At 70.8% G+C, this 24,111-nt stretch carries 22 protein-coding genes; 9 read left to right on the top strand and 13 right to left on the bottom strand.

The window, feature by feature from the left end:
- Positions 1-36: 36 nt before the first annotated feature.
- Both ACIA5D_RS44770 and ACIA5D_RS44765 read left to right on the top strand, forming a co-directional pair.
- Positions 37-1,278, top strand: a complete 1,242-nt coding sequence (locus tag ACIA5D_RS44770) for an MFS transporter (protein WP_396036765.1) — start codon at positions 37-39, stop codon at positions 1,276-1,278.
- 226 nt (positions 1,279-1,504) lie between these two features.
- Positions 1,505-3,328 carry an AMP-dependent synthetase/ligase gene (locus ACIA5D_RS44765; RefSeq protein ID WP_396036764.1) on the top strand — a complete coding sequence of 608 codons (1,824 nt, stop codon included), beginning with the start codon at positions 1,505-1,507 and terminating at the stop codon, positions 3,326-3,328.
- Here the strand turns inward: ACIA5D_RS44765 and ACIA5D_RS44760 are convergent.
- Positions 3,325-4,185, bottom strand: a complete 861-nt coding sequence (locus ACIA5D_RS44760) for a sigma-70 family RNA polymerase sigma factor (protein ID WP_396036763.1) — start codon at positions 4,183-4,185, stop codon at positions 3,325-3,327. The genes ACIA5D_RS44765 and ACIA5D_RS44760 overlap by 4 nt on opposite strands.
- Positions 4,186-4,260: 75 nt before the next feature.
- On the opposite strand from ACIA5D_RS44760, the gene ACIA5D_RS44755 reads away from it, so the two are divergent.
- Positions 4,261-4,602, top strand: coding sequence for a VOC family protein (locus ACIA5D_RS44755; protein WP_396036762.1), 342 nt, complete (start codon positions 4,261-4,263; stop codon positions 4,600-4,602).
- Entirely contained in the window at positions 4,595-5,047 is a 453-nt protein-coding gene (locus tag ACIA5D_RS44750; protein ID WP_396036761.1) for a pyridoxamine 5'-phosphate oxidase family protein, read from the top strand. Before ACIA5D_RS44755 ends, ACIA5D_RS44750 begins: the two co-directional genes overlap by 8 nt.
- Here ACIA5D_RS44750 and ACIA5D_RS44745 read toward each other — a convergent pair.
- The gene (locus ACIA5D_RS44745) at positions 5,037-6,491 is read right to left on the bottom strand and encodes a PLP-dependent aminotransferase family protein (RefSeq protein WP_396036760.1); all 1,455 of its coding nucleotides are present in this window, start codon (positions 6,489-6,491) and stop codon (positions 5,037-5,039) included. The two genes, ACIA5D_RS44750 and ACIA5D_RS44745, sit on opposite strands and share 11 nt — an antisense overlap.
- Before the next feature lie 188 nt (positions 6,492-6,679).
- Here ACIA5D_RS44745 and ACIA5D_RS44740 point away from each other — a divergent pair, with 188 nt between their 5' ends.
- On the top strand, positions 6,680-7,234 hold the full coding sequence (locus tag ACIA5D_RS44740) for a YitT family protein (protein WP_396036759.1): 555 nt from the start codon (positions 6,680-6,682) through the stop codon (positions 7,232-7,234).
- 147 nt (positions 7,235-7,381) lie between these two features.
- Entirely contained in the window at positions 7,382-7,810 is a 429-nt protein-coding gene (locus tag ACIA5D_RS44735; RefSeq protein WP_396036758.1) for a hypothetical protein, read from the top strand.
- Positions 7,811-7,847: 37 nt separating this feature from the next.
- Here ACIA5D_RS44735 and hisF read toward each other — a convergent pair whose 3' ends face one another.
- Positions 7,848-8,609, bottom strand: a complete 762-nt coding sequence (hisF, locus tag ACIA5D_RS44730; protein ID WP_396036757.1) for an imidazole glycerol phosphate synthase subunit HisF — start codon at positions 8,607-8,609, stop codon at positions 7,848-7,850.
- A gap of 78 nt (positions 8,610-8,687) precedes the next feature.
- On the opposite strand from hisF, the gene ACIA5D_RS44725 reads away from it, so the two are divergent.
- Complete coding sequence (locus ACIA5D_RS44725; protein WP_396036756.1) at positions 8,688-11,495, top strand: tetratricopeptide repeat protein; 2,808 nt, start codon at positions 8,688-8,690, stop codon at positions 11,493-11,495.
- Here the strand turns inward: ACIA5D_RS44725 and ACIA5D_RS44720 are convergent.
- Entirely contained in the window at positions 11,396-12,334 is a 939-nt protein-coding gene (locus ACIA5D_RS44720; protein WP_396036755.1) for an EamA family transporter, read from the bottom strand. The genes ACIA5D_RS44725 and ACIA5D_RS44720 overlap by 100 nt on opposite strands.
- Before the next feature lie 72 nt (positions 12,335-12,406).
- Here ACIA5D_RS44720 and ACIA5D_RS44715 point away from each other — a divergent pair, with 72 nt between their 5' ends.
- Positions 12,407-13,330 carry a LysR substrate-binding domain-containing protein gene (locus tag ACIA5D_RS44715; protein WP_396036754.1) on the top strand — a complete coding sequence of 308 codons (924 nt, stop codon included), beginning with the start codon at positions 12,407-12,409 and terminating at the stop codon, positions 13,328-13,330.
- Here the strand turns inward: ACIA5D_RS44715 and priA are convergent.
- The 7 genes from priA to hisD are packed head-to-tail and all read right to left on the bottom strand — an operon-like array spanning position 13,282 to position 18,264.
- Positions 13,282-14,001, bottom strand: coding sequence for a bifunctional 1-(5-phosphoribosyl)-5-((5-phosphoribosylamino)methylideneamino)imidazole-4-carboxamide isomerase/phosphoribosylanthranilate isomerase PriA (gene priA / locus ACIA5D_RS44710; RefSeq protein WP_396036753.1), 720 nt, complete (start codon positions 13,999-14,001; stop codon positions 13,282-13,284). The genes ACIA5D_RS44715 and priA overlap by 49 nt on opposite strands.
- Positions 14,002-14,012: 11 nt before the next feature.
- Positions 14,013-14,330: a hypothetical protein gene (locus ACIA5D_RS44705; RefSeq protein WP_396036752.1), complete on the bottom strand. Its 318-nt coding sequence runs from the start codon at positions 14,328-14,330 to the stop codon at positions 14,013-14,015.
- 6 nt (positions 14,331-14,336) lie between these two features.
- On the bottom strand, positions 14,337-14,960 hold the full coding sequence (hisH, locus tag ACIA5D_RS44700) for an imidazole glycerol phosphate synthase subunit HisH (protein ID WP_396036751.1): 624 nt from the start codon (positions 14,958-14,960) through the stop codon (positions 14,337-14,339).
- Positions 14,960-15,118 carry a hypothetical protein gene (locus ACIA5D_RS44695; protein ID WP_396036750.1) on the bottom strand — a complete coding sequence of 53 codons (159 nt, stop codon included), beginning with the start codon at positions 15,116-15,118 and terminating at the stop codon, positions 14,960-14,962. Before ACIA5D_RS44695 ends, hisH begins: the two co-directional genes overlap by 1 nt.
- A gap of 37 nt (positions 15,119-15,155) precedes the next feature.
- Positions 15,156-15,767 carry an imidazoleglycerol-phosphate dehydratase HisB gene (gene hisB / locus ACIA5D_RS44690; RefSeq protein WP_396036749.1) on the bottom strand — a complete coding sequence of 204 codons (612 nt, stop codon included), beginning with the start codon at positions 15,765-15,767 and terminating at the stop codon, positions 15,156-15,158.
- Positions 15,764-16,837, bottom strand: a complete 1,074-nt coding sequence (locus ACIA5D_RS44685; RefSeq protein WP_396036748.1) for a histidinol-phosphate transaminase — start codon at positions 16,835-16,837, stop codon at positions 15,764-15,766. The genes hisB and ACIA5D_RS44685 overlap by 4 nt, the downstream gene beginning before the upstream one ends.
- Positions 16,834-18,264, bottom strand: coding sequence for a histidinol dehydrogenase (gene hisD, locus ACIA5D_RS44680; RefSeq protein ID WP_396036747.1), 1,431 nt, complete (start codon positions 18,262-18,264; stop codon positions 16,834-16,836). Before hisD ends, ACIA5D_RS44685 begins: the two co-directional genes overlap by 4 nt.
- A 132-nt stretch (positions 18,265-18,396) precedes the next feature.
- Here hisD and ACIA5D_RS44675 point away from each other — a divergent pair, with 132 nt between their 5' ends.
- Positions 18,397-19,104: an LON peptidase substrate-binding domain-containing protein gene (locus tag ACIA5D_RS44675; RefSeq protein WP_396036746.1), complete on the top strand. Its 708-nt coding sequence runs from the start codon at positions 18,397-18,399 to the stop codon at positions 19,102-19,104.
- A 252-nt stretch (positions 19,105-19,356) separates the two neighbouring features.
- On the opposite strand, the gene ACIA5D_RS44670 is transcribed toward ACIA5D_RS44675, so the two are convergent.
- Together ACIA5D_RS44670 and dnaE are read right to left on the bottom strand one after the other, a co-directional pair.
- Positions 19,357-20,469 (bottom strand): hypothetical protein, encoded by a 1,113-nt coding sequence (locus ACIA5D_RS44670; RefSeq protein ID WP_396036745.1) that lies wholly within the window; start codon positions 20,467-20,469, stop codon positions 19,357-19,359.
- A gap of 72 nt (positions 20,470-20,541) precedes the next feature.
- Positions 20,542-24,075, bottom strand: a complete 3,534-nt coding sequence (gene dnaE / locus ACIA5D_RS44665) for a DNA polymerase III subunit alpha (RefSeq protein ID WP_396036744.1) — start codon at positions 24,073-24,075, stop codon at positions 20,542-20,544.
- Between the last annotated feature and the right edge of the window lie 36 nt (positions 24,076-24,111).

Raw genomic sequence — 24,111 nt, 5'->3', positions numbered from 1 at the left:
GCGCTAGGTGATCGGGTTGCCACTGAGCGGTGTTGCGTGACCTCGCTCTGGCGCAATCGGGAATTCAACCTGTTGTGGACGAGCCAGTCGCTCTCCGATCTCGGCGGCGCGATCGCCCAGCTCGCGCTGCCCCTGCTCGTGCTCGAGCTGACCCACTCGGCGGTACGGGCCGGCATCGTCGGCACCACCGCGCTGCTCGTGGCCCACGCCGCCCGCCTGCCCTCGGGCGTGCTCGCCGACCGGGTCGACCGCCGCCGGGCCATGCTCGCCTGCGACGTCATCCGGCTGCTCGCGTTCCTCGCCCTCGCCGCAGCGGTCGCCGCCGGCCGGGCCACGCTCGCCGTGATCATCGTGGTGGCGGTGCTGGACGCCGCCTGTGGCGCGCTGTTCAACACCGTCGAGCACGCCGCGCTCCGCAGCATCGTCCCCACGTCGCAGCTGCCCGACGCGGTGGCCCGCAACGAGGTCCGCACCTACAGCGCGTCGCTGGCCGGACCGCCGCTCGGCGGGCTGCTCTTCGGCATCACCCACGCGCTGCCGTTTCTCGGCAACGCGGTGTCCTACCTGATCTCGCTCGCCGGGGTGGCGCTGATCCGCCGGCCGCTGCAGGCCGAGCGGGACGAACGGCCGCCCGGCCACGCCGCCGCCCTGGCCGAGGGCCTGCGCTTCGTCTTCGGCAACCCGTTCCTGCGGGCGGTCATGATCATTGCGGCGCCGCTGAACTTCGCGCTGAGCGGCGTCATCTTCACCATCGTGGTGGCGCTCCAACAGCACGGCGTCGAGCCGGGCGTGATCGGGCTGACCTCGACCATCGTCGGCGTGGGCGGGCTGGCCGGTGCGGTCGCGGCGCCCTTTCTCCAGCGCTGGCTGCCGCTGCCGCGCCTGATCCGCTTCATCTGCTGGGCGGCCGCGGCCGTCCTGACCTGCAGCGCGTGGCTGACGACGAGCGTCGCCGCGGCGGTGCCGGTGGCCATGGCCGTCTTCCTGGGGCCGTCCTGCAACGCCGCGCTCTTCGGTTACCAGGCGGCCATCACGCCGGACCGCCTGCAGGGGCGGGTGCTGAGCGTCATCCTGCTGGCGGCGATGTCGGCGGCCGCCACCGCCCCGCTGCTCTCCGGGGTGTTCGTGACGGTGTGGGGGCCGGCTCGGACGATCCTGCTGTTCGCCGCGACGGTGTCGGTGGCCGCGCTGACCGCCACCCTCGCGACAGGGATCCGGACGGTACGGCCGATCGAGGAGGCGGTCAGCCCAGCCGATCGAGGAGGGTCTCCCGCGTGATGAAGCTGTCGGCGCCGAGCACCGGGAGGCCCGCTACCGGGACGATCGTGTCGATACCGGTCCCGCCCAGGACGATCACGCTCATGCTTCGCGAGGCTACCGGTCAGTTCGTCGATAGAATCGTCCCAGGGGCTGGTACTAGCCCTGTGGCCGCACTTTCAATACCCTGCGGTAACAAGCGCGTTACCCCCGTCTCCCCCGGTCGATGTACATAAAGGCGGCGCCGATGGCTCTCGAGGTTTCCTACCGGTCGATTCCCGACATGTTCTATCAGCGCGTGGCGGCGACACCGAACGGTCAGGCGTTCGCGACACCGAACGCGGACGACACCGCGATGGTCTGGCACACCTGGTCCGAGGTGGGCGAGCGGGCCACCGCGATCGCCGCCGGCCTGCGCTCGCTCGGCGTCGGCCTCGAAGACCGCGTGGCGATCCTGGCCGGCACCAGGTACGAGTGGGTCCTCGCCGACCTGGGCATCAACTGCGCCGGCGCGGCCACCACGACGGTCTACCCGACCACCGAGCCCGAGGACGCGAGCTACATCGTGTCCAACTCGGGGTCGAAGGTCCTGATCGCCGAGAACCCGAAGCAGGCTCTCAAGATCTCCGGCGCCGACACCAGCGTCACCCACGTGGTGCTGCTCGACGGCCAGGCCGACGCCGGCGCCACCCCGGCGCAGCTCACGCTGGCCGAGCTCGAGGAGCGCGGCGCCGCGGCCCTGCGCGACAACCCCAAGCTGATCGACGAGGTCGTCGAGACCATCGGCCCCGACCACCTCGCCACGCTCATCTACACCTCGGGCACCACCGGCCGCCCCAAGGGCGTGCAGCTGCTGCACCGCGGCTGGACGTGGGAGGGCGTCGCCCAGGAAGACCTCGGCCTCTTCGAGTCGACCGATCTGCAATACCTGTGGCTCCCGCTGTCGCACTCGTTCGGCAAGACCCTGCTCTGCGGGATCCTCCACGTCGGCGTGCCCACCTACATCGACGGCCGCGTCGACAAACTGGTCGACATGCTCTCGGTGGTGCAGCCGACGCTGATGTGCGCGGCGCCCCGCATCTTCGAGAAGGTCTACAACAAGACCGTCACCACCGCGCTCGACGCCGGCGGCGCCAAGGCCAAGATCTTTGGCTGGGCGGTCGCCACCGGCAAGCAGAAGGTGGCTCTCGAGCAGGCCCGCAAGCCGCTGCCGGCCGGCCTCAAGCTCAAGTACTCGATCGCCGAGAAGCTGGTCTTCTCCAAGCTGCAGACCCGGCTCGGCGGCCGGCTGCGGGTGCTGGTCAGCGGCTCGGCGCCGCTGAGCCGCGACATCGCCGAGTTCTTCGCGGCCGCGAACCTTCCGATCATGGAGGGGTACGGCATGACGGAGAGCAGCGCGGCCAGCTTCGTGAACCGGGCCGGCCGTCTCAAGATCGGCACGGTCGGGGTGGCGATCGGCGACCTCGAGTGCAAGATCGAGCCGGACGGCGAGGTGCTGCTGCGCGGCGCGCCGGTCATGCGGGGCTACCACGACCTCCCCGAGGCGACCGCCGAGACGCTCACCGAGGACGGCTGGCTGCGCACCGGCGACATCGGCGAGCTCGACGACGAGGGCTACCTCAAGATCACCGACCGCAAGAAAGACCTGGTCAAGACCTCCGGCGGCAAGTACGTCGCGCCGTCGGCGATCGAGGGCATGTTCAAGGCGGTGTGCCCCTACACCTCGCAGGCCGTCGTCGTGGGCCAGGCCCGCAACTACGTGACCATGCTGATCTCGCTCGACGAGGACGCGATCGTCCAGTGGGCCAAAGGCGGGCCGCTCGACGGCAAGCCGTACGCCGAGATCGTCACGGCCACCGAGACCGAGCAGCTCATCGACGGGTACGTGAAGGAGCTGAACCTCAAGCTCAACCGCTGGGAGATGGTGAAGAAGTTCGCCATCCTCCCCCGCGACCTGAGCATCGAGGCCGGCGAGATCACCCCGTCCATGAAGATCAAGCGGCGGAGCGTGGAGACCAACTTCGCCACCCAGATCGACAAGATGTACGAGGGCTCGCTCGCCCAGATCTAACCGAACTCGATCTCGAGGGCGGCCAGCGTGGAAGGGTCGGCGATCTGCTCGATCCCGGTCACGCGGCCGTCCTCGTCGTCGATCGTGAAGGCGAAGGCCACCTTCGGCTCGCCCTGCAGGGCCCAGACCAGGCCGGGCAGGCCGTCGACGAAGGCGTGCCGCAGCGCCTTGGCCCGTCCGCTGAAAACCGCGGCGACGTTGGCGGGGCCCTCGGACAGCGCGCTCGTGCCCATCGCCACCGCCGCCTCATCCGCCCGCAGCGTCACCGAGGGGTCGAGCAGCGCGAGCAGGGCCGCGAAGTCACCGCCGCGCGAGGCCGCCAGAAACGCATCCACTATTTCGCGTTTTCTCGCGATCTGTCCGTTGTCGGCGGGGTCGGAGCCCTGCACGCGCCGACGCGCCCGGCTGGCCAGCTGACGAGCGGAGGCCGGCGAGCACCCGACGATCTCCGCGATCTGCGGAAAGTCGACCGCGAACAGGTCGTGCAGCACGAAGGCCAGCCGCTCGCGCGGGTTCAGCGTGTCGAGCACCAGCAGCAGCGCCGGGCCGAGCGTATCGGCCATCACCGCCTCCTGCTCCGGGTCGGCGGCCTCGGCCACCACCACCGGGAGCTCGGCCGGGTCTTCCCGGCGTGCCTGCCTCGAGCGCAGCATGTCGAGGCAGACCCGGGAGACGACCGTCGTCAGCCAGCCGGTCAGGTTTCCGACCTCGCTGGTGTCCGAGCGGCTCAGGCGTACCCATGCCTCCTGCACCGCGTCGTCGGCCTCGTGGGCCGAGCCCAGGATCCGCTGCGCCACCTGCCGCAGGTGCGGCCGATCCGCCTCGAACCGTGCGGCCAGAATCTCGGCTTCGCTCATCGTCACACTCCCCGCTCGGCGTCCGTCATAGCCTTTGACGGACCGCTCGGGTCCGCTGTGACAAAGGAGGATCCCATGGCTATCCGCACCATCACCGTCCCGGTCAAGGATCTGGAGGCCGCGACCGCGCTCTACAGCAAGCTGCTCGGCGTCGACCCGTACATGTCCTCGCCCTACTATGTCGGCTTCCGCCCCGATGGCTCACCTGAAGTGGGCCTCAACCCGCACGGCGACCTCGCCACCGGGCCGATCACCTACTACCACGTGGACGACATCAAGGCGACCGTCGCAGCGCTCGCCGCGGCGGGCGCGACCGTCGAACAGGAGCCGCGCGACGTCGGGGGCGGCGGGCTCACCGCGCACCTGCGGGACGGCGACGGCAACATCATCGGCGTGTTCCAGGGCGCCGATGAGTGACCCGCGGCCGTTCGTCCAGCGCAAGGCCGACGTTCTGGCCCGCCTCGCCGCGCCGGTGGCCGACTGCTGGGTGGCGACCGCCTCGCCGGACGAGCCCTACCTCGTGCCCCTCACGCTGGCCTGGTTCGACGAGCGGATCATCCTGGCCACGGCCCGGCGCTCGCCCACCGCGCGCAACATCGCCGCGAGTGGGCGGGCCCGGGTCGGGCTGGGCCCCACCCGCGACGTGGTGCTGATCGAGGTGGAGCTCGACGCGACCCTGCCCGTGGCAACCTCGGCCGAAGTGGGCGAGGCCTACGCGCGGCAGAGCGACTGGGACCCGCGCGAGGCCGGCGAATCGTACGTATTTCTCGTTCTGCGGCCGACGAAGATCCAGGCGTGGCGGGAGGAGAACGAGCTCCCCGACCGCCTGCTGATGCGCGACGGCGCCTGGCTCACGCTATGACCGCGGGCGTACGCCACGCCGGCCGCGCCCCGCGGTCGAGGTCGTAGCGCACCGACGCGATCCGCTGTACCGCGTCGGTGAGGGTCTCCTCGTCCAGCGCGAACGGCAGCCGCAGGAAGCGCTCGAGCGTGCCGTCGAGGCCGAAGCGGGGTCCCGGAGCGAGCCGGACCCCCACGTCCTCGGCGGCGCGGCAGAGCGCGCTGGAGATCGGCCCGTCCAGCTCGGCCCAGAGCATCACCCCGCCGGCCGGCACCGTGACGCTCCACTCGGGCAGATGGTCGCGCATCGCGGCGAGCAGGGCATCGCGGCGGGCGCGCAGCTGGGCGCGGCGGGCGGCGACGATCTGCGGCGCCTGGGCGAGCAGCCGCACGGCCACCAACTGCTCCAGCACCGGGCTGGCCATGTCGACGCCGACCCGGATCGCGGCGAGGCGCTGCACGAGCGGCGCCGACGCCCGCACCCAGCCGATCCGCAGGCCACCCCAATAGGCCTTGCTCATCCCGCCGATCGACACGACCCGGGAGTGCCGGTCGAAGACGGCCACCGGTGGCGGCATCTCGGCGCCGTCGAGCGAAAGATCCACGAAGGACTCGTCCACGATCAGCTCGGTGCCCGCCGAGTGCGCCGTCGCGACCAGGCGCTCACGCAGCGCGGCATCCATCAGGTGGCCGGTGGGATTCTGAAATTCCGGGATCACGTACGCGACGCGCGGTCTTCCCTGCCGCAGCGCCCCGAGAAGCAGGTCGCCGTCCCAGCCGGTCGCCGCGTCGAGGCCGTGGGTGTTGATCCGTGCGCGGCGGGCCGAGAGCGCGGCCAGCGCGTTCGGATAGGTCGGCGACTCGACCAGCACCGGCGCGCCGGCCGGGACCGAGAGCCGCAGCACCAGGTCGAGTGCCTGCTGGGTACCGGCGGTGATGAGGATCTGCTCGGCCGAGGTCGCCACGCCCCGCGCCGTGTAGTCGGCCGCGACCGCCTCGCGCAGCTCGACCAGCCCGGTCGGGTGGTATCCGGCGCTGCCCAGGTAGCGCGGCAGGTCGTCGGCGGCGGCGCGAGCCGCGCCGATCAGCTCGTCAGGGGCCGGCGAGGCGGCCACGCCCAGATCGATCACGTCGCCGTCGTCGCCGGCCGCCCACAGCCCCGAAGTGACCACCCGGTGGCCCTGCGGCAGCGTGGTCCAGCTGCCGGCGCCGCGCCGGCTGGTGAGGTGGCCGGTCTCGCGCAGCGCCCGGTACGCGGCGCTGACCGTGGTGCGGCTGACCCCGAGGGCCTCGGCCAGTTCCCGCTCCGCGGGAAGTCGCACGCCCAGCGGCAGCCGTCCGTCGGAGAGCAGGCCGCGGACGGCGGCGGCCAGGGCGGCGTAGTCCGGGCGGCGGTGGCGGCCGGGCAGCGAATGCCACTGACCGAGCAGGCGGGCCAGTTGTGCCCCTCGCACCGAGCTCGTCACAGCCACCTCCCGCGAATTGGCTCTACTGGCGTCTCGAATTGGCCTTCAGAGTGGCACTCATGAGTTTTGTTGGCAACGGAGATCGTCGTCTCACCCCCGTCCAACCGCCCCACCCGCCACCCTTGAGAGGACTAAAAGCTTTCCGATTTGCCCAGCTTTTCACGGGGCTGGTGCTCTACGGGGTGAGCATGGCGTTCATGGTGGAGTCGGCCCTGGGTCTCAACCCGTGGGACGTTTTCCATCAGGGCCTGTCGAAGGCCACCGGCGTCAGCTTCGGCTGGGTGGTGATCCTGCTCGGCATCCCGATCCTGTTGCTGTGGATCCCGCTGCGCCAGAAGCCGGGCTTCGGCACGATCGCCAACCTCGTGGTGATCGGCTTCGTGGTCGACGGCGCGCTGGCCGTGCTGCCTCCCGGCGGGACAATCCCGGCGCGGGTCGGCTATCTGGTCGGCGGCATCCTGATCAACGGCCTCGCCACCGGCCTGTACATCGGCGCCCGGATGGGCCCCGGCCCGCGCGACGGGCTGATGACCGGGATCGTGCGCCGGTTCCCCCGGCTGTCGATCCGCCTGGTTCGTACCACTATCGAGCTGTCCGTCCTCGGCATCGGTTTCCTGCTGGGCGGCACGGTCGGCATCGGCACGGTCGTCTACGCGCTCTGCATCGGCCCGCTGGTTCACGTCTTCCTACCGCTCTGCACGGTCCCCAAAACGCGCAACTTGCAGATGTCTCCTGTGGAGTGAGGTTTGTTCGCGACTTACCTTTAGTTGCAGCTCGCGGGGCCTATGCAATTGGTCTCCACCGTCGCGAGCAAGCCTCATTGACACAGGCTAGTGATCATCCGGACACATTTGCTTCCGGCCGGGGCGGCGACGCGGCATCATTGCCGCATGGGGGCCGGTAGCTGGCAATGGAACGACGCTTGGATCTTCGTGTCCGCGGTCATTGCCGAGCGCCTCGAGCGTGACCGGGCCACCCACGCCGCCCTGCCGGTCACCGGGGCGAGCCTCGCCGACGTTCTGGCCGCGGCCGACTTCCTCCACCACGCCGTGCCCACACGGCAGGAGCTTCAAGATTCGGTACGCCGTCTGGCGGGCGCCGGCCTGCTCGTGGTCGAGGACGATCTCGTCGAGGTGGCGCCGTCCGGTGAGCAGTTGTGGCGCACCCGCCCGTTCAGCGGCCTGTCCTCCGCCGTGATGACTCTCCAGGCCCAGCTAAATCGTGCCAGCAGCCCCGGCGAGTCGGATTGGGTGCTCGACGAGCAGACCTACAACGCCGCGGTCCGGGAATACTCCATACGCCTGGCCGACGGCCGCTGACGCTGCCGCACTTCTGCCGGCCGGCCGGCCGGCCGCGTCAGCGGACCGGGTTGCCGGCCGCCCGCAGGCTCTCCTTGACCTCGCCGATGCTGAGGTCTCCGAAGTGGAAGACGCTGGCCGCGAGCACCGCATCGGCCCCCGCCGCCACCGCCGGCGGAAAGTGCTCGACCGCCCCCGCGCCCCCGCTGGCAATGACCGGAATGTCGACCACGGCCCGCACCGCCCGAATCAGCTCGATGTCGAAGCCGGCCTTGGTCCCGTCCGCGTCCATCGAGTTGAGCAGGATCTCGCCGGCCCCCAGCTCGGCCACCGTCCGGGCCCACTCGATCGCGTCCAGCCCCGCGCTGCGCCGCCCGCCGTGCGTGGTGACCTCCCACCCGCTCGGCTGATCGCCGGACCGCCGCACATCGAGCGACAGCACCAGCACCTGATTGCCGAACCGCTCGGCGATCTCGCTGATCAGCGCCGGCCGCGCGATCGCCGCCGTGTTGACCCCGACCTTGTCGGCCCCGGCCCGCAGCAGCACGTCGACGTCGTCGACCGACCGCACCCCGCCGCCCACGGTGAGCGGGATGAACACGCTCTCCGCGGTCCGCCGCACCACGTCGAGCATCGTCCCCCGGTCGTCGGAGGAGGCGGTCACGTCGAGAAACGTCAGCTCATCGGCCCCGGCGGCGTCGTACGCGGCGGCCAGCTCGACCGGATCCCCCGCATCGCGCAGGTCGACGAAGTTGACCCCCTTGACCACCCGACCCGCGTCGACGTCGAGGCAAGGGATCACGCGCACCGCCACCGTCATGCGACAAGCCTAGTCGGCCGTCCGATCACCCCCGTCACGGCATTCAATCTGTCGCCACGCCATGACAAGCTGTCACCCATGGCAGGGGAACCGGAATCCATCCAGGCGATCCTGCGCGGCCGCCGCAGCGCCGGCTTCGTCGGCCGCGGCGGCCAGCTCGCGGTCTTCCGCGAGAACTTCGGGCTCGCCGCTGCCGAGAGGGCCTACATCTTCAACGTGTACGGCGAGGGCGGCGTCGGCAAGTCCACCCTGCTCGAGCAATGGCGCCAGATAGCCCGCGAGGCCGGCGCGGCCGAGGCCATGGTCGACGAGCGCGTCTTCAGCGCCCCCGAGGCCATGTCCGCCCTCCTCGAGCAACTGGGCCAGCCGCGCGATGCCAAGGACTTCCGCGCCCGTTACGCCAGCTTCCGCAAGAACCGGGAACGACTGGAGAACGACCCGGAGGCGCCGTCCGAGCTCTGGAGCAAGATCGTCAGGACCGGGGTGAAGGCCGGCCTGCACGCCTCGAAGGTGATCCCGGGCGCCGCCCCGGTCGTCGAGCTGATCGACGGCGACACTGCGGCCGACGCGGTCGACCGCGTCCGGCAGTTCCTCGCGACGAAGGTGCGCGACTCCCACGAGGTCCGTCTGATGCTCTACCCCACCGAGGAACTGGGCCCGCTGTTCGCCGACGCGCTGCGCCGCATCGCGTCGCGGCGGCCGGTCGTCCTCTTCTTCGACACCTTCGAGCAGAGCGGCATCGTCCTCGAAGATTGGCTCATCGAGCTGATGTCCGGCACGCACGGCGAGATCCCGGCGACGGTGTCCATGGTGATCGCCGGGCGCCTCCCGCTCGACATCAACCGCTGGGCCGGCCTGCTCCGCCTGATCGCGCCGCTGCCCCTGGCGGTCTTCACCGACGTCGAGACCCGGCAACTGCTCGCCGCGCACGAGGTGACCGACGCCCGCACGATCGACACGATCATGTCGCTCGCCGGCGGCCTTCCGCTGCTGGTCGACATGCTGGCGAAGAGCCGGCCGGCCGGCGCCGACGAGGTCGACGACCCGGCCGACACGGCGGTCGAGCGCTTCCTCAAGTGGGAGCCCGACGAGTCCCGTCGCCAGGGCGCCCTGGCCGGCGCGCTGCCTCGCCGCATCGACGAGGACCTGCTGCGCGCGGCGCTCGGCCGCGACGACGTGGCCGACCTGTTCGCCTGGCTCGTCCACCAGGCGTTCCTCCGCGGCGACCGCTATCACGACGTCGTCCGCGCGCCGATGCTCCGGTGGCAGCGCCAGCGCTCGCCGCAGCGGTGGCGCGAGGCACACGCCCGCCTGGCGGCGGCGCACCGCGACCGTGCCGAGGCCGTGGACCAGTTCGAGGCCGACTATCACGGTCTCTGCGCGCGCGAGCTGACGCTCGACGAGGCGCTGGCGAACGCGGGTCAGGTGGTGGAGGCGGGCATCGGGGTCGCCCGGCGCTGGGCAGAGATGATCATGGAAGCCGGCCGGGACGGCGACGACGCCGAGACGTACGAGATCGGGTGTCGCCTCTTCGAGGCCGCCGCCCGCGACGAGAACCAGGCCATCGAGCTGCTCACCCTGCTGATCGACCTGGGCCGGGAAGACAGCGTGGGCCAGGCCGTCCTGCTGCTGAAACGCGCGCGTCTGCGTTTCCTGGGCAACCTCGACGAGATGGCCATCGAGGACTGCACCCGGGCGCTCCACCACGACCCGGGCCTGGCCCGTGCGTACGCGCTGCGCGCCGCCGCCCGCACCTACCTCGACCGATACGACGAGGCGCTGGCCGACTTCGGGCACGCGCTGCGGCTGAGCCCCGATGACTCCTGGACTCTGTCGCGGCGCGGCCAGGCCTACTGCTGGATGAACCGCCACGACGAGGCCCTCGACGACCTCGACCGCGCCATCGAGCTCAACGGCGCCAACGGCTGGGCGATCAGCCAGCGGGGCGAGGTCTACCGGCTCCTGGATCGCCACGACGAGGCCCTGGCCGACTTCGACCGTGCCGTCGCGCTCAGCAGGACGGGCGACGCCTGGACCATCGGCAGCCGGGGCCAGACCCTTCTCGCGATGGATCGCTACGACGAGGCGCTCACCGACCTCGACCAGGCCATCGAGCTCAACGGCGCCCTCGCCTGGCTGTTCGACGAGCGCGGCGAGGTCTACCGCATGCTGAACCGCCACCAGGAAGCGATCGCCGACTTCGATCACGCGGTCGAGCTCGGCGGCGACAGTGCCCAGCTCTTCGGCCGGCGCGGCGCCACACATCGAGCGATGCGGCGTTACGAGCAGGCCCTCGACGATCTCGGCCGCGCCCTCGAGCTCAGCAACGACTACGTCTGGGCAATGACCGAACGCGGCGCCGCCTACCGGAGCCAGAAGCGGTACGACGAGGCCGTCGCCGATTTCGACCTGGCCCTCGAGCTCAATCCCGACAATGCCTGGGCGCTCGCCGCGCGCGGCGAGACCTACCGCCTGCAGGAGCGTAACCAGGAGGCGCTCGCCGACTTCGACCGCGCGATCGAACTCGGCGAGGACGACGCGTGGACCGTAGGCAGCCGTGGCCAGACCCACGCCGCCCTGAAGGATTTCGCGGCGGCGCTGCAGGACCTGAATCGATCGATCGCGCTGAACGGGAAGCAGGAGTGGGCGGTGTTCGAGCGCGCCGACGTCCATCGGCGTCTCGGCGACCACGAGCACGCGCTCGCCGACGTCAGCCGTGGCATCGCGCTCGACGGCGAAGACGGCACCTACCTCGTCCTGCGCGGCGTCATTCACCAGGAGCTCGGTCAGGCGGACGAGGCGGATGCCGATTTCCGGCGGGCGAAGGAGCTGGACCCCTCGATCTCCTGGAGTGTCGTGGACGGTGCGATCGTCTTCGGCGACTGACGGACCAGGCCGAGCAGAATGCCGCCGATCACCAGGATGCCGCCGATCACGTCGACCGTGTGGATGGGCTCGCCGAGCACGAGGGCGGCCGACGCGATGCCGAAGAAGGGGACGAGCATCGAGAAGGGGGCGACGGTGGCAGCCCCGTACCGTCGCAGCAGGAAACCCCAGCCCGCGAAACCCGCGAGTGTCGAGATCAGCGCGACCCACAGCAGAGCCATGACGGCCTCGCCGTCGATCGCGCGCAGCGCGGAGACGTCGGCCGACGGACCGTCGACCAGCAGCGACAGCACGATCAGCGGTCCCGATGCGACGGCGCTCGCCCACACCATGAAACGCAGCGTGTCGGGCGGCGCGGCCTTGCGGGTGACGATGTTGGACAGGGCCCACGCCGCGGCCGCCCCGATGATCAGCAGGAAGGCGCCGAGGTTGGCGCCCATCCGGGTCGCCACCACACCGATGCCGGCGACAGCCAGCACAAGGCCGCCGACCTGAAGGCGACGCGGGCGCTCGCGGAGCAGCACCACCGCGAAGAGCACGGTGAAGACGGCCTGGCTCTGCAGCACCAGCGAGCTCAGCCCGGCCGGCATCCCGGCGGCCATGCCCGCGAAGAGCAGCGAGAACTTCACGACGCCGAGGATCACACCCGTCGCCACGATCCAGCGCCACGGCACCTGCGGGCGGCCCACGAACAGGATCGCCGGGAAGGCGGCGAGCGTGAAGCGCAGGGCGTTGAACTCGAGGGGCGGGAAGTGGTCGAGGCCGGTCTCGATGGCGACGAAGTTGACGCCCCAGATCGCCATGACGGCGACGGCCAGCGCGAGGTCACGAGGTCTCATGTCGTTGAGCCTGCGTTTTTGAAAAGCTAAGCACCATCGAATAGTCCTACACCAACAATGTAGGGTTGCTACATGATTGACCTCGGCCGGCTGCGGGCCCTGCACGCCGTGGCCAGCTACAAGACCGTCCTGGCCGCCGGCGAGGCGCTGCACTGCACGCCGTCCGCGGTCTCGCAACAGCTCGCCAAGCTCGAGCGCGAGACCGGCGCCACACTCGTCGAGAAGGACGGGCGCGGGCTGCGGCTCACCGAGGCCGGCCGCATCCTGGCGCAGCACGCCGAGCGGGTCCTCGCCACGGTCGACGAGGCCGAGTCCGCGCTGGCCGCCCACCGCGACACGGTCACCGGCCGGCTCACCGTCGCCGCGTTCGCCACCGCCTGCCGGGCGCTGCTGCCGTGGGCGCTGCACCGGATGGCCGCCGACCATCCGCAGCTGACCACGGGGCTGGTCGAGGCGAACCCGCACGAAGGGCTCGAGGCGCTGCACCGGGGGCACGTCGACCTGGCCGTGCTCGACGACTGGCCCGAGGTGGCGCTGCGCTACCCGGCCGGCATCACGCACGTCGAGCTGGGCTGGGACGTGGCCGACCTGATCGTGCCGAGCGGCCACCGGCTGACCGGCACGACGACGCTCGCCAAGTGCCGCGACGAGCGGTGGATCTCCGCGAAGGCCGGGGACATCTGCCACGAGTGGCTGCTCCGGGTGCAGCCGGGCGTCCAGCCGGATTTCCACGTCGGCGAGTTCGAGACGCAGCTGACGCTGATCGCGGCGGGCCTCGGGGTGGCGATCATCCCCCGGCTTGCGCGGCCCCCATCCCTTCCGGAGGGTGTCCGCATTGTTCGATTGACGCCGGAACCCCGCCGCCGGGTCGTCATCGCCTGGCGCGACGCCGCAGCGGCCCGCCCGGCGATCAGGGCCGCCGAGCAAGCGCTACGGGATTCTTGGCATCAGGCGAGCGCGGCGAGGGCCTCACGCACGGTGAACGCCCCGGCATAAAGGGCTTTACCGGCAATGACCCCTTCGACCCCGACCGGCTCGAGCGTGGCGAGCGCCCGCAGGTCGTCGAGCGTGGACACCCCGCCGCTGGCGATGATCGGCTTGTCGGTGGCGGCGCACACCTCGCGCAGCAGATCGAGGTTCGGCCCGCGCATCGTCCCGTCCTTGGTGATGTCGGTGACGACGTAGCGGGACGCGCCCGCCTTGTCGAGCCGCGCCAGCACCTCGTACAGGTCGCCGCCGTCGCGGGTCCAGCCGCGCGCCGACAGCGTACGGCCGCGCACGTCGAGCCCGATGGCCACGCGGTCGCCGTACTCGCCGCACACCCGGTCGCACCAGTCCGGGTCCTCGAGCGCCGCGGTGCCGATGTTGACCCGGGCCGCGCCGGTGGCCAGCGCCCGGGTCAGCGACGCGTCGTCGCGGATGCCCCCGGAGAGCTCGACTTTGACGTCGAGCCGGCGCACCACGCCGGCGAGCAGATCGGCGTTGGAGCCCCGCCCGAAGGCCGCGTCCAGGTCGACCAGATGCACCCACTCGGCCCCGTCGTTCTGCCAGGCGAGCGCGGCCTCGAGCGGATCGCCGTAGGCGGTCTCCGAGCCGGCGGCGCCCTGCACGAGCCGGACGGCCTGGCCGTCCGCGACGTCGACGGCGGGCAACAGAGCGAGGGTCACGGTCTCTCCTTCTAGGCTTTCTTACCCAGGATCACTACTACGAGGGCCGGCACGGCCATAACGATCACGATGGTGAGCACGATGCGCAGCGCCAGGTCGGGCACGAACAGCCAGACCGCGGCGGCGGCAAGTAGCGGCACCAGCACGATGCCGATCCGCTCGCCGCGACTGCGCCGGTAGATCCGTCCGGGCCGGCCGATCCGCGGGGTCAGCCTCCTGGTCAGGGCACGGCGACGCTGCCGGCGGGCATCCTTGCGGGCGCGGGCCTCCCGTGCCCGCTCCTGCACGGCGAGCCGCTCGGCGCGCCGTTTCGCACGCTCCTTGGACACCGGCCGCTACAGCCCGGCGACCCAGTTGCGCAGCAGCGCGAAGCCCGCGTCCGCCGATTTCTCCGGGTGGAACTGCGCGACCGACAGGCTGCCGAGCTCGACCGCGGCCGCGAAGGGCTCGTCGTGGCTCGCGGTGGTCACCTTGGCGCCGGCTCGCCGCAGCGCATCAAGATCAGAGGCCGCGTACGAGTGGACGAAGTAGAACCGCGTGCTGTTGTTTTTGACACCCTCGAACAATTCGGACTTTTCCGGAATGTCGACCGTGTTCCAACCCATGTGCGGGATGCGCTCGGCCTTGAGCTTGGTGACCACGCCCGGCAGCAGGCCGAGTCCCTTCGTCTCGACGCCGTGCTCGACGCCCGAGTCGAAGAAGATCTGCATGCCCACACAGACGCCGAGCACCTTTTTCCGCTGGGCGATCCGCTCGGCGATCACCGGGCCGGCGCCCAGCTCGTCGATGCCGGCCATGCACGCCGCGTAGGCGCCCACGCCCGGCACGAACAGCCCGTCGGCGGCCGCGGCCGCGTCGAGATCGCTGGTCACCGTCACGTCCACCCCGGTGCGGGCCACCGCCCGCTCGGCCGACCGCAGATTGCCCGACCCGTAGTCGAGCACCACCACCGTCGTCATCAGTCGCCCCCGGGCAGCAGCCAGGCCACGCCGCCGGCGACCGCGAGGGCCGCGAGCACGCCGACCAGCCCGACGCTGAACTTGGTGGCGCCCGACCGCACCAGCTGGATCACGCCGCCGACCAGGAAGCCGGCCACGACGAACAGCACGACAGCCATCAGAGCACGCCCTTCGTCGAGGGCAGCACGCCCGCCATCAGAGCACGCCCTTCGTCGAGGGCAGCGCGCCCGCGTTGCGCGGGTCGATCTCGACGGCCTCGCGCAGCGCCCGGGAGAACGCCTTGAATTGCGCCTCCACCACGTGGTGCGCGTCGGGCTTGCCGCCGTCGCGGGCCGCGCGCAGCACGCTGACGTGCAGGGTGACCTTGGCGGCGAAGCCGAACGACTCGAAGATGTGCCGGGTCATGCTGGTCGGGTAGACCGGGCCGATGTACGGCGCCAGCTCGGGCTCGTCGTGCACCACATAGGGCCGGCCGGAGAGGTCGACGGCCGCGCGGCAGAGCACCTCGTCCATCGGGATCGTGGCCGACCCGTACCGTCGGATGCCGGCCTTGTCAGCCAGAGCGAGCGAGAAAGCCTCACCGAGCGCGATGGCCGTGTCTTCCATGGTGTGATGCGCGTCGATCTCGAGGTCGCCCTCGGTGCGCACGGTCAGGTCGAACCCGCCGTGCTTGGCGAGCTGGTTGAGCATGTGGTCGTAGAAGCCGACCCCCGTGCTCAGGTCGCCCTTGCCGGCGCCGTCGAGGTCGATCTCGACGAGCACCTTGGTCTCTTTGGTGACGCGCTCCACGCGCGCGGTGCGGCTCATCGCATCTCCTTGGGCAGGGCCGCCAGGAAGGCGTCGGTCTCCGAAGGGGTGCCGGCGGTCACCCGCAGCCAGCCCGGCAGGCCGACGTCGCGGATCAATACACCCCGGTCGAGCAGCCGCTGCCAAGCGATTTTCTGGTCGCCGCCGACCTCGAACAGCACGAAGTTGGCATCGCTGTCGGCGACCCGGAAGCCGCGCGACCGTAGCGTCACCACGATGCGGTCACGCTGCTCCTTGATCGCCTCGACCGTCGCGAGCAGAGCGTCACGTTGCGCCAGTGCAGCGCGCGCGGCCGCCTGGGTCAAGGAGCTCAAGTGGTACGGCAACCGCACCAGCTGGACAGCATCCACGACCGCCGGGTGCGCCGCGAAGTAGCCGAGCCGGCCGCCCGCGAACCCGAACGCCTTGCTCATCGTGCGGGTCACCACGAGCCGCGGGTGGTCGGCGATCAGGGCGAGCGCGCTGATCGTGCCCTCCCGCGCGAACTCCGCGTACGCCTCGTCGACGATCACCATGCCGCGCGCGTTCGCCAGCACCTCGGTGATCACTTCGGGGTCGAGCGCCGTGCCGGTCGGGTTGTTCGGCGAGCAGAGGAACACCAGGTCGGGGTCGTGCAGGGCGAGCTGCTCGCGCGCCGCCGCCGGGGTCAGCCCGAAGTCGGGGTCGCGCAGCGCGGCGATCCACCGGGTGCCGGTGCCCTGGGCGAGCAGCGGGTGCATCGAGTACGACGGCCCGAAGCCCAGAGCCGAGCGCCCCGGGCCGGCGAACGTCTGGAGCAGTTGCTGCTGCACCTCGTTGGAACCGTTGGCCGCCCAGAGGTTGGCGGTGGTCAGGTCGTGGCCGAGGTAGCCGGCCAGGTCGGTGCGCAGCGCCACCGCGTCCCGGTCGGGGTAGCGGTTGAGGTCGCGCAGCTCGGCCTGCAGCGCCTTGCCGATCGCCTCGGCCACCTCGTCGGGCAGCGGATACGAGTTCTCGTTCGTGTTCAGCCGGACCGCGACGTCGAGCTGCGGCGCGCCGTACGGCGACTGCCCGCGCAGATCATCGCGGATCGGCAGATCGTCGATATTCACGCAAACCTCGCCTTCACGGCGTCGCCGTGTGCGGGCAGGTCTTCCGCGTTGGCCAGCGCCACCACGTGGCCGGCCACGTCGCGCAGCGCGGCCTCGTCGTACTCGACGACGTGGATGCCGCGCAGGAACGACTGCACCGACAGGCCGGAGGAGTGCCGCGCGCAGCCCGCGGTGGGCAGCACGTGGTTGGAGCCCGCCGCGTAATCGCCCAGTGAGACCGGCGACCAGGCGCCCACGAAGATCGCGCCGGCGTTGCGGACCCGCATGGCCCACTGCCGCGCGTCGCGCGTCTGGATTTCGAGATGCTCCGCCGCGTACGCGTCGACGACCCGCAACCCCTCCTCGAGGTCGTCGACCAGCACCAAGCCGGACTGCTCACCGGTGAGCGCGGTCAGCACCCGCTGCTCGTGCTTGGTCGACGCCACCTGCCGGGTCAGTTCGGCCTCGACCGCCGCGGCCAGCGCCTCGGAGTCGGTGACCAGCACACTCGCCGCCATCGGGTCGTGCTCGGCCTGGCTGATCAGGTCGGCCGCCACGTGCCGCGGGTCGGCCGTCTCGTCGGCGAGGATCGCGATCTCGGTGGGACCGGCCTCGGCGTCGATGCCCACAACACCTTGCAGCAGTCGCTTGGCCGCCGTCACCCAGATGTTGCCCGGCCCGGTGATGACGTCGACCGGCTCGCAGTGTTCAAAATCGCCGGTCACGGCCGAATCCGCCGCCGCGCCGGCGGCTGAATCGCTCGCCGCGCCGCCGGCCGAATCCCTCGCCGCGCCGCCGGCCGAATCGCTCGCCGCGCCGCCGGCTGATTCCTCCGCCGCGGCGGTGCCGCGCGAGCCGTAGCCCAGCATCGCGATCGCCTGGGCGCCGCCGACACCGTAGACCTCGTCGACCCCGAGCAGCGCGCACGCCGCGAGCACCCGGGAGTCGGGCAGTCCGCCGTTCTCCTTCTGCGGCGGGCTGGCCACGACGAGGCCCTCGACGCCGGCCTCCTGCGCGGGCACCACGTTCATGACCACGGTCGACGGGTAGACGGCCAGGCCGCCCGGCACGTAGAGGCCGACCCGGCTCACCGGCACAAACCGCTCGGTGACCGTGCCGCCGTCGACCACGTGGGTCGTCACGTCCTGCCGGCGCTGGTCGGCGTGCACCTTGCGGGCTCGCTTGATCGACTCGAGCAGCGCGGCCCGGACCTCGGGGTCGAGACTCTCGGCCGCCGCGGCGATGGCCTCTCGCGGCACGCGCAGCCGCTCGAGCTGGACGCCGTCGAATCTCGTGGTGGCTTCCTTGATCGCGCTGAAGCCATGCTGATGGACCGCCTCGACAGTGGGTCGAATCTGCGCGACGGCAGCGGAGACGTCGAGCCGGGCACGGGGCAGCAGTCCTCGGGGATCCCTCTGGGACCCACGCAGGTCAGTCCGATTCAGCACGCGCCAATTCTAGGCGGCGACCTCGTGATCGCCCCTACGGCCACAGTGCGGCCCAGGCCTTGGGACAGTGATCACCTCTGGCCGCGATCCCGGGCGGGTTGACCATGGTCGGGGTGCCGATAGGCTGAACCGGTGAGTGAGCGGCTGCCGGTGTTCCCCCTGGGTACGGTGCTGTTTCCCGGCCTTGTGCTACCCCTGCACATTTTCGAGGAACGCTACCGCTCGCTGGTGCGCGAGCTCGTGGCCAGCCCCGAGGACGGCCCGCACGAGTTCGGCGTGGTCACGTTGCGCCGCGGCGTCGAGGCTCCTTCGTCCGAGGCCGAGGACGGCCCCGCCCCCGAGCCCCCGCCCGTCAAGCTCGACGACCTCTATCCAGTCGGCTGCACCGCCGAGTTGCGCCAGGTCACCGAGCTGCCCGATGGCCGCTTCGACATCATGACGGTGGGCCGCCGCCGCTTCACCGTCGTCGACGTCCGCCAGGGCGAGGAGCCCTACCTGACCGCCAAGGTCGAGTGGCTCCCCGACGAGTCTTCCGACGAGATCGCGGCCCAGCTGGCCCCTCGCGCGCTGGCAGCCTTCCGCACCTACCTCGATCTGTTGCGCCCCGACTCCGAGGCCATCGACACCGTCCCCGCCGACCCGACGGTCCTCTCCCATCTGATTGCCGCCACGGCCCAGCTGACCATCGACGAGCGCCAGCTCCTGCTGGCGGCCCCCGACACGGCAACCCGCCTGCGCGCCGAGCTGAAGCTCCTCAACCGCGAGGCAGGCCTGCTGGCCAAGGTCCGGGCCGTCCCGGTCCCCCTCTCCGACCTGGCCCGCCCCGCCAGCCCCAACTGACCCCACACCGCCGCCCGGCCCCAGCGAGTCGCCCCCCGAACGCCGTGATGAGTTCCCGCGCGCCCCGCGCACCACAACATCAAGATCGCAACCACGCCGCCCAAGCAAGCCACCCTGGCGAGCGCAGCAACTCACCCTTGATGAGTTCCCGCGCGCCCCGCGCACCACAACATCAAGATTGCGGCCGGGGCAGGGCGCACTGCACCGCGCGGCGGCCTGCTGCGGCAAACGGCATGGCGGGAGCGCGGTGGGTCAGGGGCGCGGCGGCTCGGGTGAAGTCTGCGGGCGGCCCGCTGCGTGGTCGGACGGCCCGGCACCGGACGCCGCGTGGCCGGACGACTCGGAGTTGACCGACGTGTGGTCGAGCGAGCCGGCGCCCGACGCCCCAGCTCCCGACGCCCCAGCTCCCGACGCCCCAGCTCCCGACGCCCCAGCTCCCGACGCCCAGGTGCCCGACGAATCGGCGAGCGACGAATCGGGGTCGTACTGCTCGAGGTTCTCCGCGGTGCCGGGCCACGGGGGTGGGGCGCCGTGGTGGGCGGCCGCCGCGTTGGGGCCGTAGCCGGGCTTCGCGCCGGGCTCGTCGAGGTCGGGGTCGTTGGACCAGCCGGCCAGCAGGGTCAGCACGATCGCGGCCGCGAAGGCGGGCACCAACCTCGGTCCCACCGCGTGCACCTCGGGCGGCGCGAGGTAGGTCGCTCCCCGGACGGCGGTCTCTCGCCACTGCTCGTAGGCGCTTTCGCCGATCATCTGGCCGACCCAGCGCGCCACCACGAAGCCGGCGCCGAGCGTGCCGGCGACGACGCCGAGGAGCAGGAACGGGCCGCGGTCGCGCCGCAGCACCAGCCACGCGATCGCCGCGACGAGCACGCCGAAGCCGAGCCCCAGCAGCGTGTACCAGCCATCGGCCGCGATGTACTCCTCGGGCGACGGGTCGCTGACCACGATGTTCTGGCCGGTGGCGATCACCGGGACGCTCGGCGCGACCCACGCCCAGAGCAACCCCAGCGGCCCACCGAGCACGAACACGACCGCCGCGCTCAGCACGGCCACCAGCGCGGTCCGCTTCCACGGTCGCCGCGGCGCCGTGCCCATCCCCCACCACTTCGAGGCGCGGCTCGCCGCCGGCCCCGTGGGATGCGCGAGCTCATACCCACCACCGTCGGCGGGAAGCCCGTAGACCTCGGGCCCCACCGGCGCGGGCGAGGCTTCCGAGATCGGAAGATTTCCGGGGTGCGAGCCGCCGGCCGCCGGTTGCGTGGGCGCGGCGCCGTACGCGCCGGGGTCCGCCGTCGGATCGACCGGCGGCGGGCCGGAGGACTGCGCCGGCTCCGGGCTCGGGGCCGACTCCTGACTCGGGTTCACCCTACGATCCTGCCAGGTCCGGCTGAGAAACGTCGTCGTCGCCCCGGCCCACCGCAACCCACCTGGTAAAACTCAGGCGACCGCGGACGGGCCGAGGATCATCTTGAGGTCGGCGCGCAGCGCCGGCGTCGGCGCGACCCGCACGGCGCCCAGCCGCAGCAGCGTCGTGCGGCTGCCGTTCTGCAGGTGGACGTGCACCTCGGAGTCGCCGGGGTGGCTGGTGAGGATCTCCTTGAGCTCGGCCACCAGCGGCGGCGTGCACCTGGTGATCGGCATGGTGAGGGTGACCGGCTTGCTGTCGGGGTTGTGACTGACGTCGGGCAGCGACATGTCCATCGCCATGATCCGTGGGGTGTCGTCGCGCCGGTCGACCCGGCCCTTGACGACCACGATGGCGTCCTCGGCGATGTACTGGCCGATCACCTCGTACGTGTTGGGGAAGAACAGCGTCTCGACCCCGCCGGCCAGGTCTTCGAGGGTGGCCGACGCCCACGCCCGCCCCTGCTTGGTGATCCGCCGCTGCACGCCGGTGAGGATGCCCGCGAGCGTCACGATCTGCCCGTCGGGGACGGACCCCTCCTCGTTGAGCGCCGCGATCGACGTGTCGGCCGCGTTGGCCAGCAGCTGCTCGAGGCCGGCGAGCGGGTGGTCGGAGACGTACAGGCCGAGCATCTCGCGCTCGAAGGCCAGTTTGTCGCGCTTGTCCCACTCGCCGTCGCCGATCGGCGGCATCGCGACCGTGGCCGCGCTGCCGCCTTCGGTGTCGCCGAACGCCCCGAACAGATCGAACTGCCCGGCCGCCTCGTTGCGCTTCACATCCGCGTACGCGTCGATGGCCTCGGCATGCACGGCGAGCAAACCCTTGCGGCTGTGCCCCATCGAGTCGAACGCCCCGGCCTTGATCAGGGATTCAATGGTCTTCTTGTTGCAGACGACGGCGTCCACCTTCGACAAGAAGTCGTAGAAGTCCTGGTACTGGCCCTTTTCCTGGCGGCAGCGGGCGATCGCCTCGACCACGTTGTGCCCGACGTTGCGGACCGCGGCGAGACCGAACCGGATGTCCTTGCCGACCGGGGTGAACGGGCCGGCGGACTGGTTGACGTCCGGCGGCAGGACCTGGATGCCCATGCGCCGGCACTCGGCCAGGTACATCGCCATCTTGTCTTTGTCGTCGCCGACGCTGGTGAGCAGGCCCGCCATGTACTCGGCCGGGTAGTGCGCCTTGAGGTAGGCCGTCCAGTACGACACCAGCCCGTACGCCGCGGAGTGCGCCTTGTTGAACGCGTACCCGGCGAACGGGACCAGAACGTCCCACACCGCCTGGATGGCTTCCTTGGAGTACCCGTGCTCGATGCAGCCCTGCTGGAACGGGCCGAACTCCTTGTCGAGGATCTCCTTCTTCTTCTTACCCATGGCCCGGCGGAGAAGGTCGGCCTGGCCCAGCGTGTACCCGGCGAGGATCTGCGCGGCGCGCTGCACCTGCTCCTGGTAGACGATCAAGCCGTAGGTCGGCTCGAGGATCTCGCGCAGCGGCTCCTCGAGCTCGGGGTGGATCGGCGTGATGTCCTGCAGGTCGTTCTTGCGCAGGGCGTAGTTGGTGTGCGACTCGACGCCCATCGGGCCGGGCCGGTACAGCGCCAGGACGGCCGAGATGTCTTCGAAGTTGTCGGGCTTCATCAGCCGCAGCAGCGACCGCATGGGCCCGCCGTCGAGCTGGAACACGCCCAGGGTGTCGCCGCGGGCCAGCAGCTCGTACGCCGCCGGGTCGTCGAGCGGCAGCTGGAGCAGGTCCATCTCCATGCTGTGGTTGAGCTTGATGTTCTTGACCGCGTCGTCGAGGATCGTCAGGTTCCGCAGGCCCAGGAAGTCCATCTTGAGCAGGCCGAGCGTCTCGCAGGTCGGGTAGTCGAACTGCGTGATGATCACGCCGTCGGCGGGCCGGCGCATCAGTGGGATGTGATCGATGATCGGCTCGGCCGACATGATCACGCCGGCCGCGTGCACGCCGGTCTGCCGGATCAGGCCCTCGATGCCGCGCGCGGTGTCGATCACCTTCTTGACGTCGGGGTCCTGCTCGTACATCGTGCGGATCTCGCCCGCCTCGCTGTACCGCTTGTGCTCCTTGTCGAAGATGCCGGCCAGCGGGATGCCCTTGCCCATCACGTCGGGCGGGAGCGCCTTGGTGATCCGGTCGCCGACCGCGAACGGGAAGCCGAGCACGCGGGCCGAGTCTTTGATCGCGGCCTTGGCCTTGATCGTGCCGAAGGTGGCGATCTGGGCGACCTTGTCTTCGCCCCACCGGTCGGTCACGTACTTGATGACCTCGCCGCGCCGGCGCTCGTCGAAGTCGATGTCGACGTCGGGCATCGAGATGCGCTCGGGGTTGAGGAACCGCTCGAAGATCAGGCCGTGCGGCAGCGGATCGAGGTCGGTGATGCCCATCGCGTACGCGACCAGCGAGCCCGCCGCCGAGCCACGGCCGGGACCGACCGCGATGCCGTTGCGCTTGGACCACTGGATGAAGTCGGCGACCACGAGGAAGTACGACGGGAAGCCCATCTGGATGATGACGCCGAGCTCGTATTCCGCCTGCTTGATGTGCGTCTCGGGGATGCCGTCGGGGAAGCGGTTGCGCAGGCCCTCGAACGCGACGTCGCGGAAGTATTCCTCCTCGGTGCGGCCCTCGGGGATCGGGAACCGGGGCATCAGGTTCTTGAAGGTGAACATGCCCTCGGTGTCGACCTTCTCGGCCACCAGCAAGGTGTTGCGGCAGCCCTGCAGCCACGCCTCGGACGAGTCGACCGCGCGCATCTCGTCGGCCGACTTGATGTAGTAGCCGCCGCCCTCCAGCCGGAACCGGTTGGGGTCGGCGATGTTGCTGGCGGTCTGCACGCACAGCAGGATCTCGTGCGCCTCGGCCTGCGACGCGTAGGTGTAATGCGAGTCGTTGGTGACCAGCGGCGGGATGCCCAGCTTGCGGCCGATCTCGAGGAGGCCGTCGCGGACCCGCTTCTCGATCTCGAGGCCGTGCTCCATGATCTCGAGGAAGTAGTTGTCCTTCCCCAGCGCCTCCTGGTATTTCGCGGCGGACTTGAGGGCCTCGTCGAACTGGCCCAGCCGCAGCCGGGTCTGCACCGCGCCGGACGGGCAGCCCGTGGTGCCCATGATGCCCTCGGCGTGTTCCGCGATGATGTCGAAGTCCATTCGCGGCCACTTGCCGAGCTGACCCTCCATCGAGGCGCGCGAGTTGAGCCGGAAGAGGTTCTTCAGGCCGACCGCGTTGCGGGCCCACATCGTCATGTGGGTGATCGCGCCGTTACCGGAGACGTCGTCGCTCTTCTGCTCGGGGCGGCCCCACTTGATGCGCGCCTTGTCGAGACGGGACTCGGGCGCCACATATGCCTCGACGCCGATCACCGGGGTCACCCCGGCGGCCTTGGCCTGGGTGTAGAAGTCATACGCCCCGTGCATGTTGCCGTGGTCGCTGATCGCCACCCCGGGCATGCCCAACCGGGCAGCCTCGGCCAGCACGTCCTTGATCCGCGCGGCCCCGTCGAGCATCGAATACTCGGTGTGCACGTGGAGATGCACGAACGAGTCAGACACCCCGGGCCCCCTTAAGTTGTGACGACGCGAGCGACT

The organism is Actinoplanes sp. NPDC051513, from assembly GCF_044454685.1.
In the GTDB taxonomy this organism is placed as follows: domain Bacteria; phylum Actinomycetota; class Actinomycetes; order Mycobacteriales; family Micromonosporaceae; genus Actinoplanes.
The sequence above is the reverse complement of the archived record's forward strand: the minus strand, read 5'-3'. Positions and strand labels throughout refer to the sequence as shown.

Coding starts and splice junctions, on each gene's coding strand:
- ACIA5D_RS44765 (WP_396036764.1), top strand. CDS start 1,505: ATGGCTCTCGAGGTTTCCTACCGGTCGATTCCCGACATGTTCTATCAG.
- ACIA5D_RS44760 (WP_396036763.1), bottom strand. CDS start 4,185: ATGAGCGAAGCCGAGATTCTGGCCGCACGGTTCGAGGCGGATCGGCCG.
- ACIA5D_RS44755 (WP_396036762.1), top strand. CDS start 4,261: ATGGCTATCCGCACCATCACCGTCCCGGTCAAGGATCTGGAGGCCGCG.
- ACIA5D_RS44750 (WP_396036761.1), top strand. CDS start 4,595: ATGAGTGACCCGCGGCCGTTCGTCCAGCGCAAGGCCGACGTTCTGGCC.
- ACIA5D_RS44740 (WP_396036759.1), top strand. CDS start 6,680: ATGGCGTTCATGGTGGAGTCGGCCCTGGGTCTCAACCCGTGGGACGTT.
- ACIA5D_RS44735 (WP_396036758.1), top strand. CDS start 7,382: ATGGGGGCCGGTAGCTGGCAATGGAACGACGCTTGGATCTTCGTGTCC.
- hisF (WP_396036757.1), bottom strand. CDS start 8,609: ATGACGGTGGCGGTGCGCGTGATCCCTTGCCTCGACGTCGACGCGGGT.
- ACIA5D_RS44725 (WP_396036756.1), top strand. CDS start 8,688: ATGGCAGGGGAACCGGAATCCATCCAGGCGATCCTGCGCGGCCGCCGC.
- ACIA5D_RS44720 (WP_396036755.1), bottom strand. CDS start 12,334: ATGAGACCTCGTGACCTCGCGCTGGCCGTCGCCGTCATGGCGATCTGG.
- ACIA5D_RS44715 (WP_396036754.1), top strand. CDS start 12,407: ATGATTGACCTCGGCCGGCTGCGGGCCCTGCACGCCGTGGCCAGCTAC.
- hisH (WP_396036751.1), bottom strand. CDS start 14,960: ATGACGACGGTGGTGGTGCTCGACTACGGGTCGGGCAATCTGCGGTCG.
- ACIA5D_RS44695 (WP_396036750.1), bottom strand. CDS start 15,118: ATGGCTGTCGTGCTGTTCGTCGTGGCCGGCTTCCTGGTCGGCGGCGTG.
- hisB (WP_396036749.1), bottom strand. CDS start 15,767: ATGAGCCGCACCGCGCGCGTGGAGCGCGTCACCAAAGAGACCAAGGTG.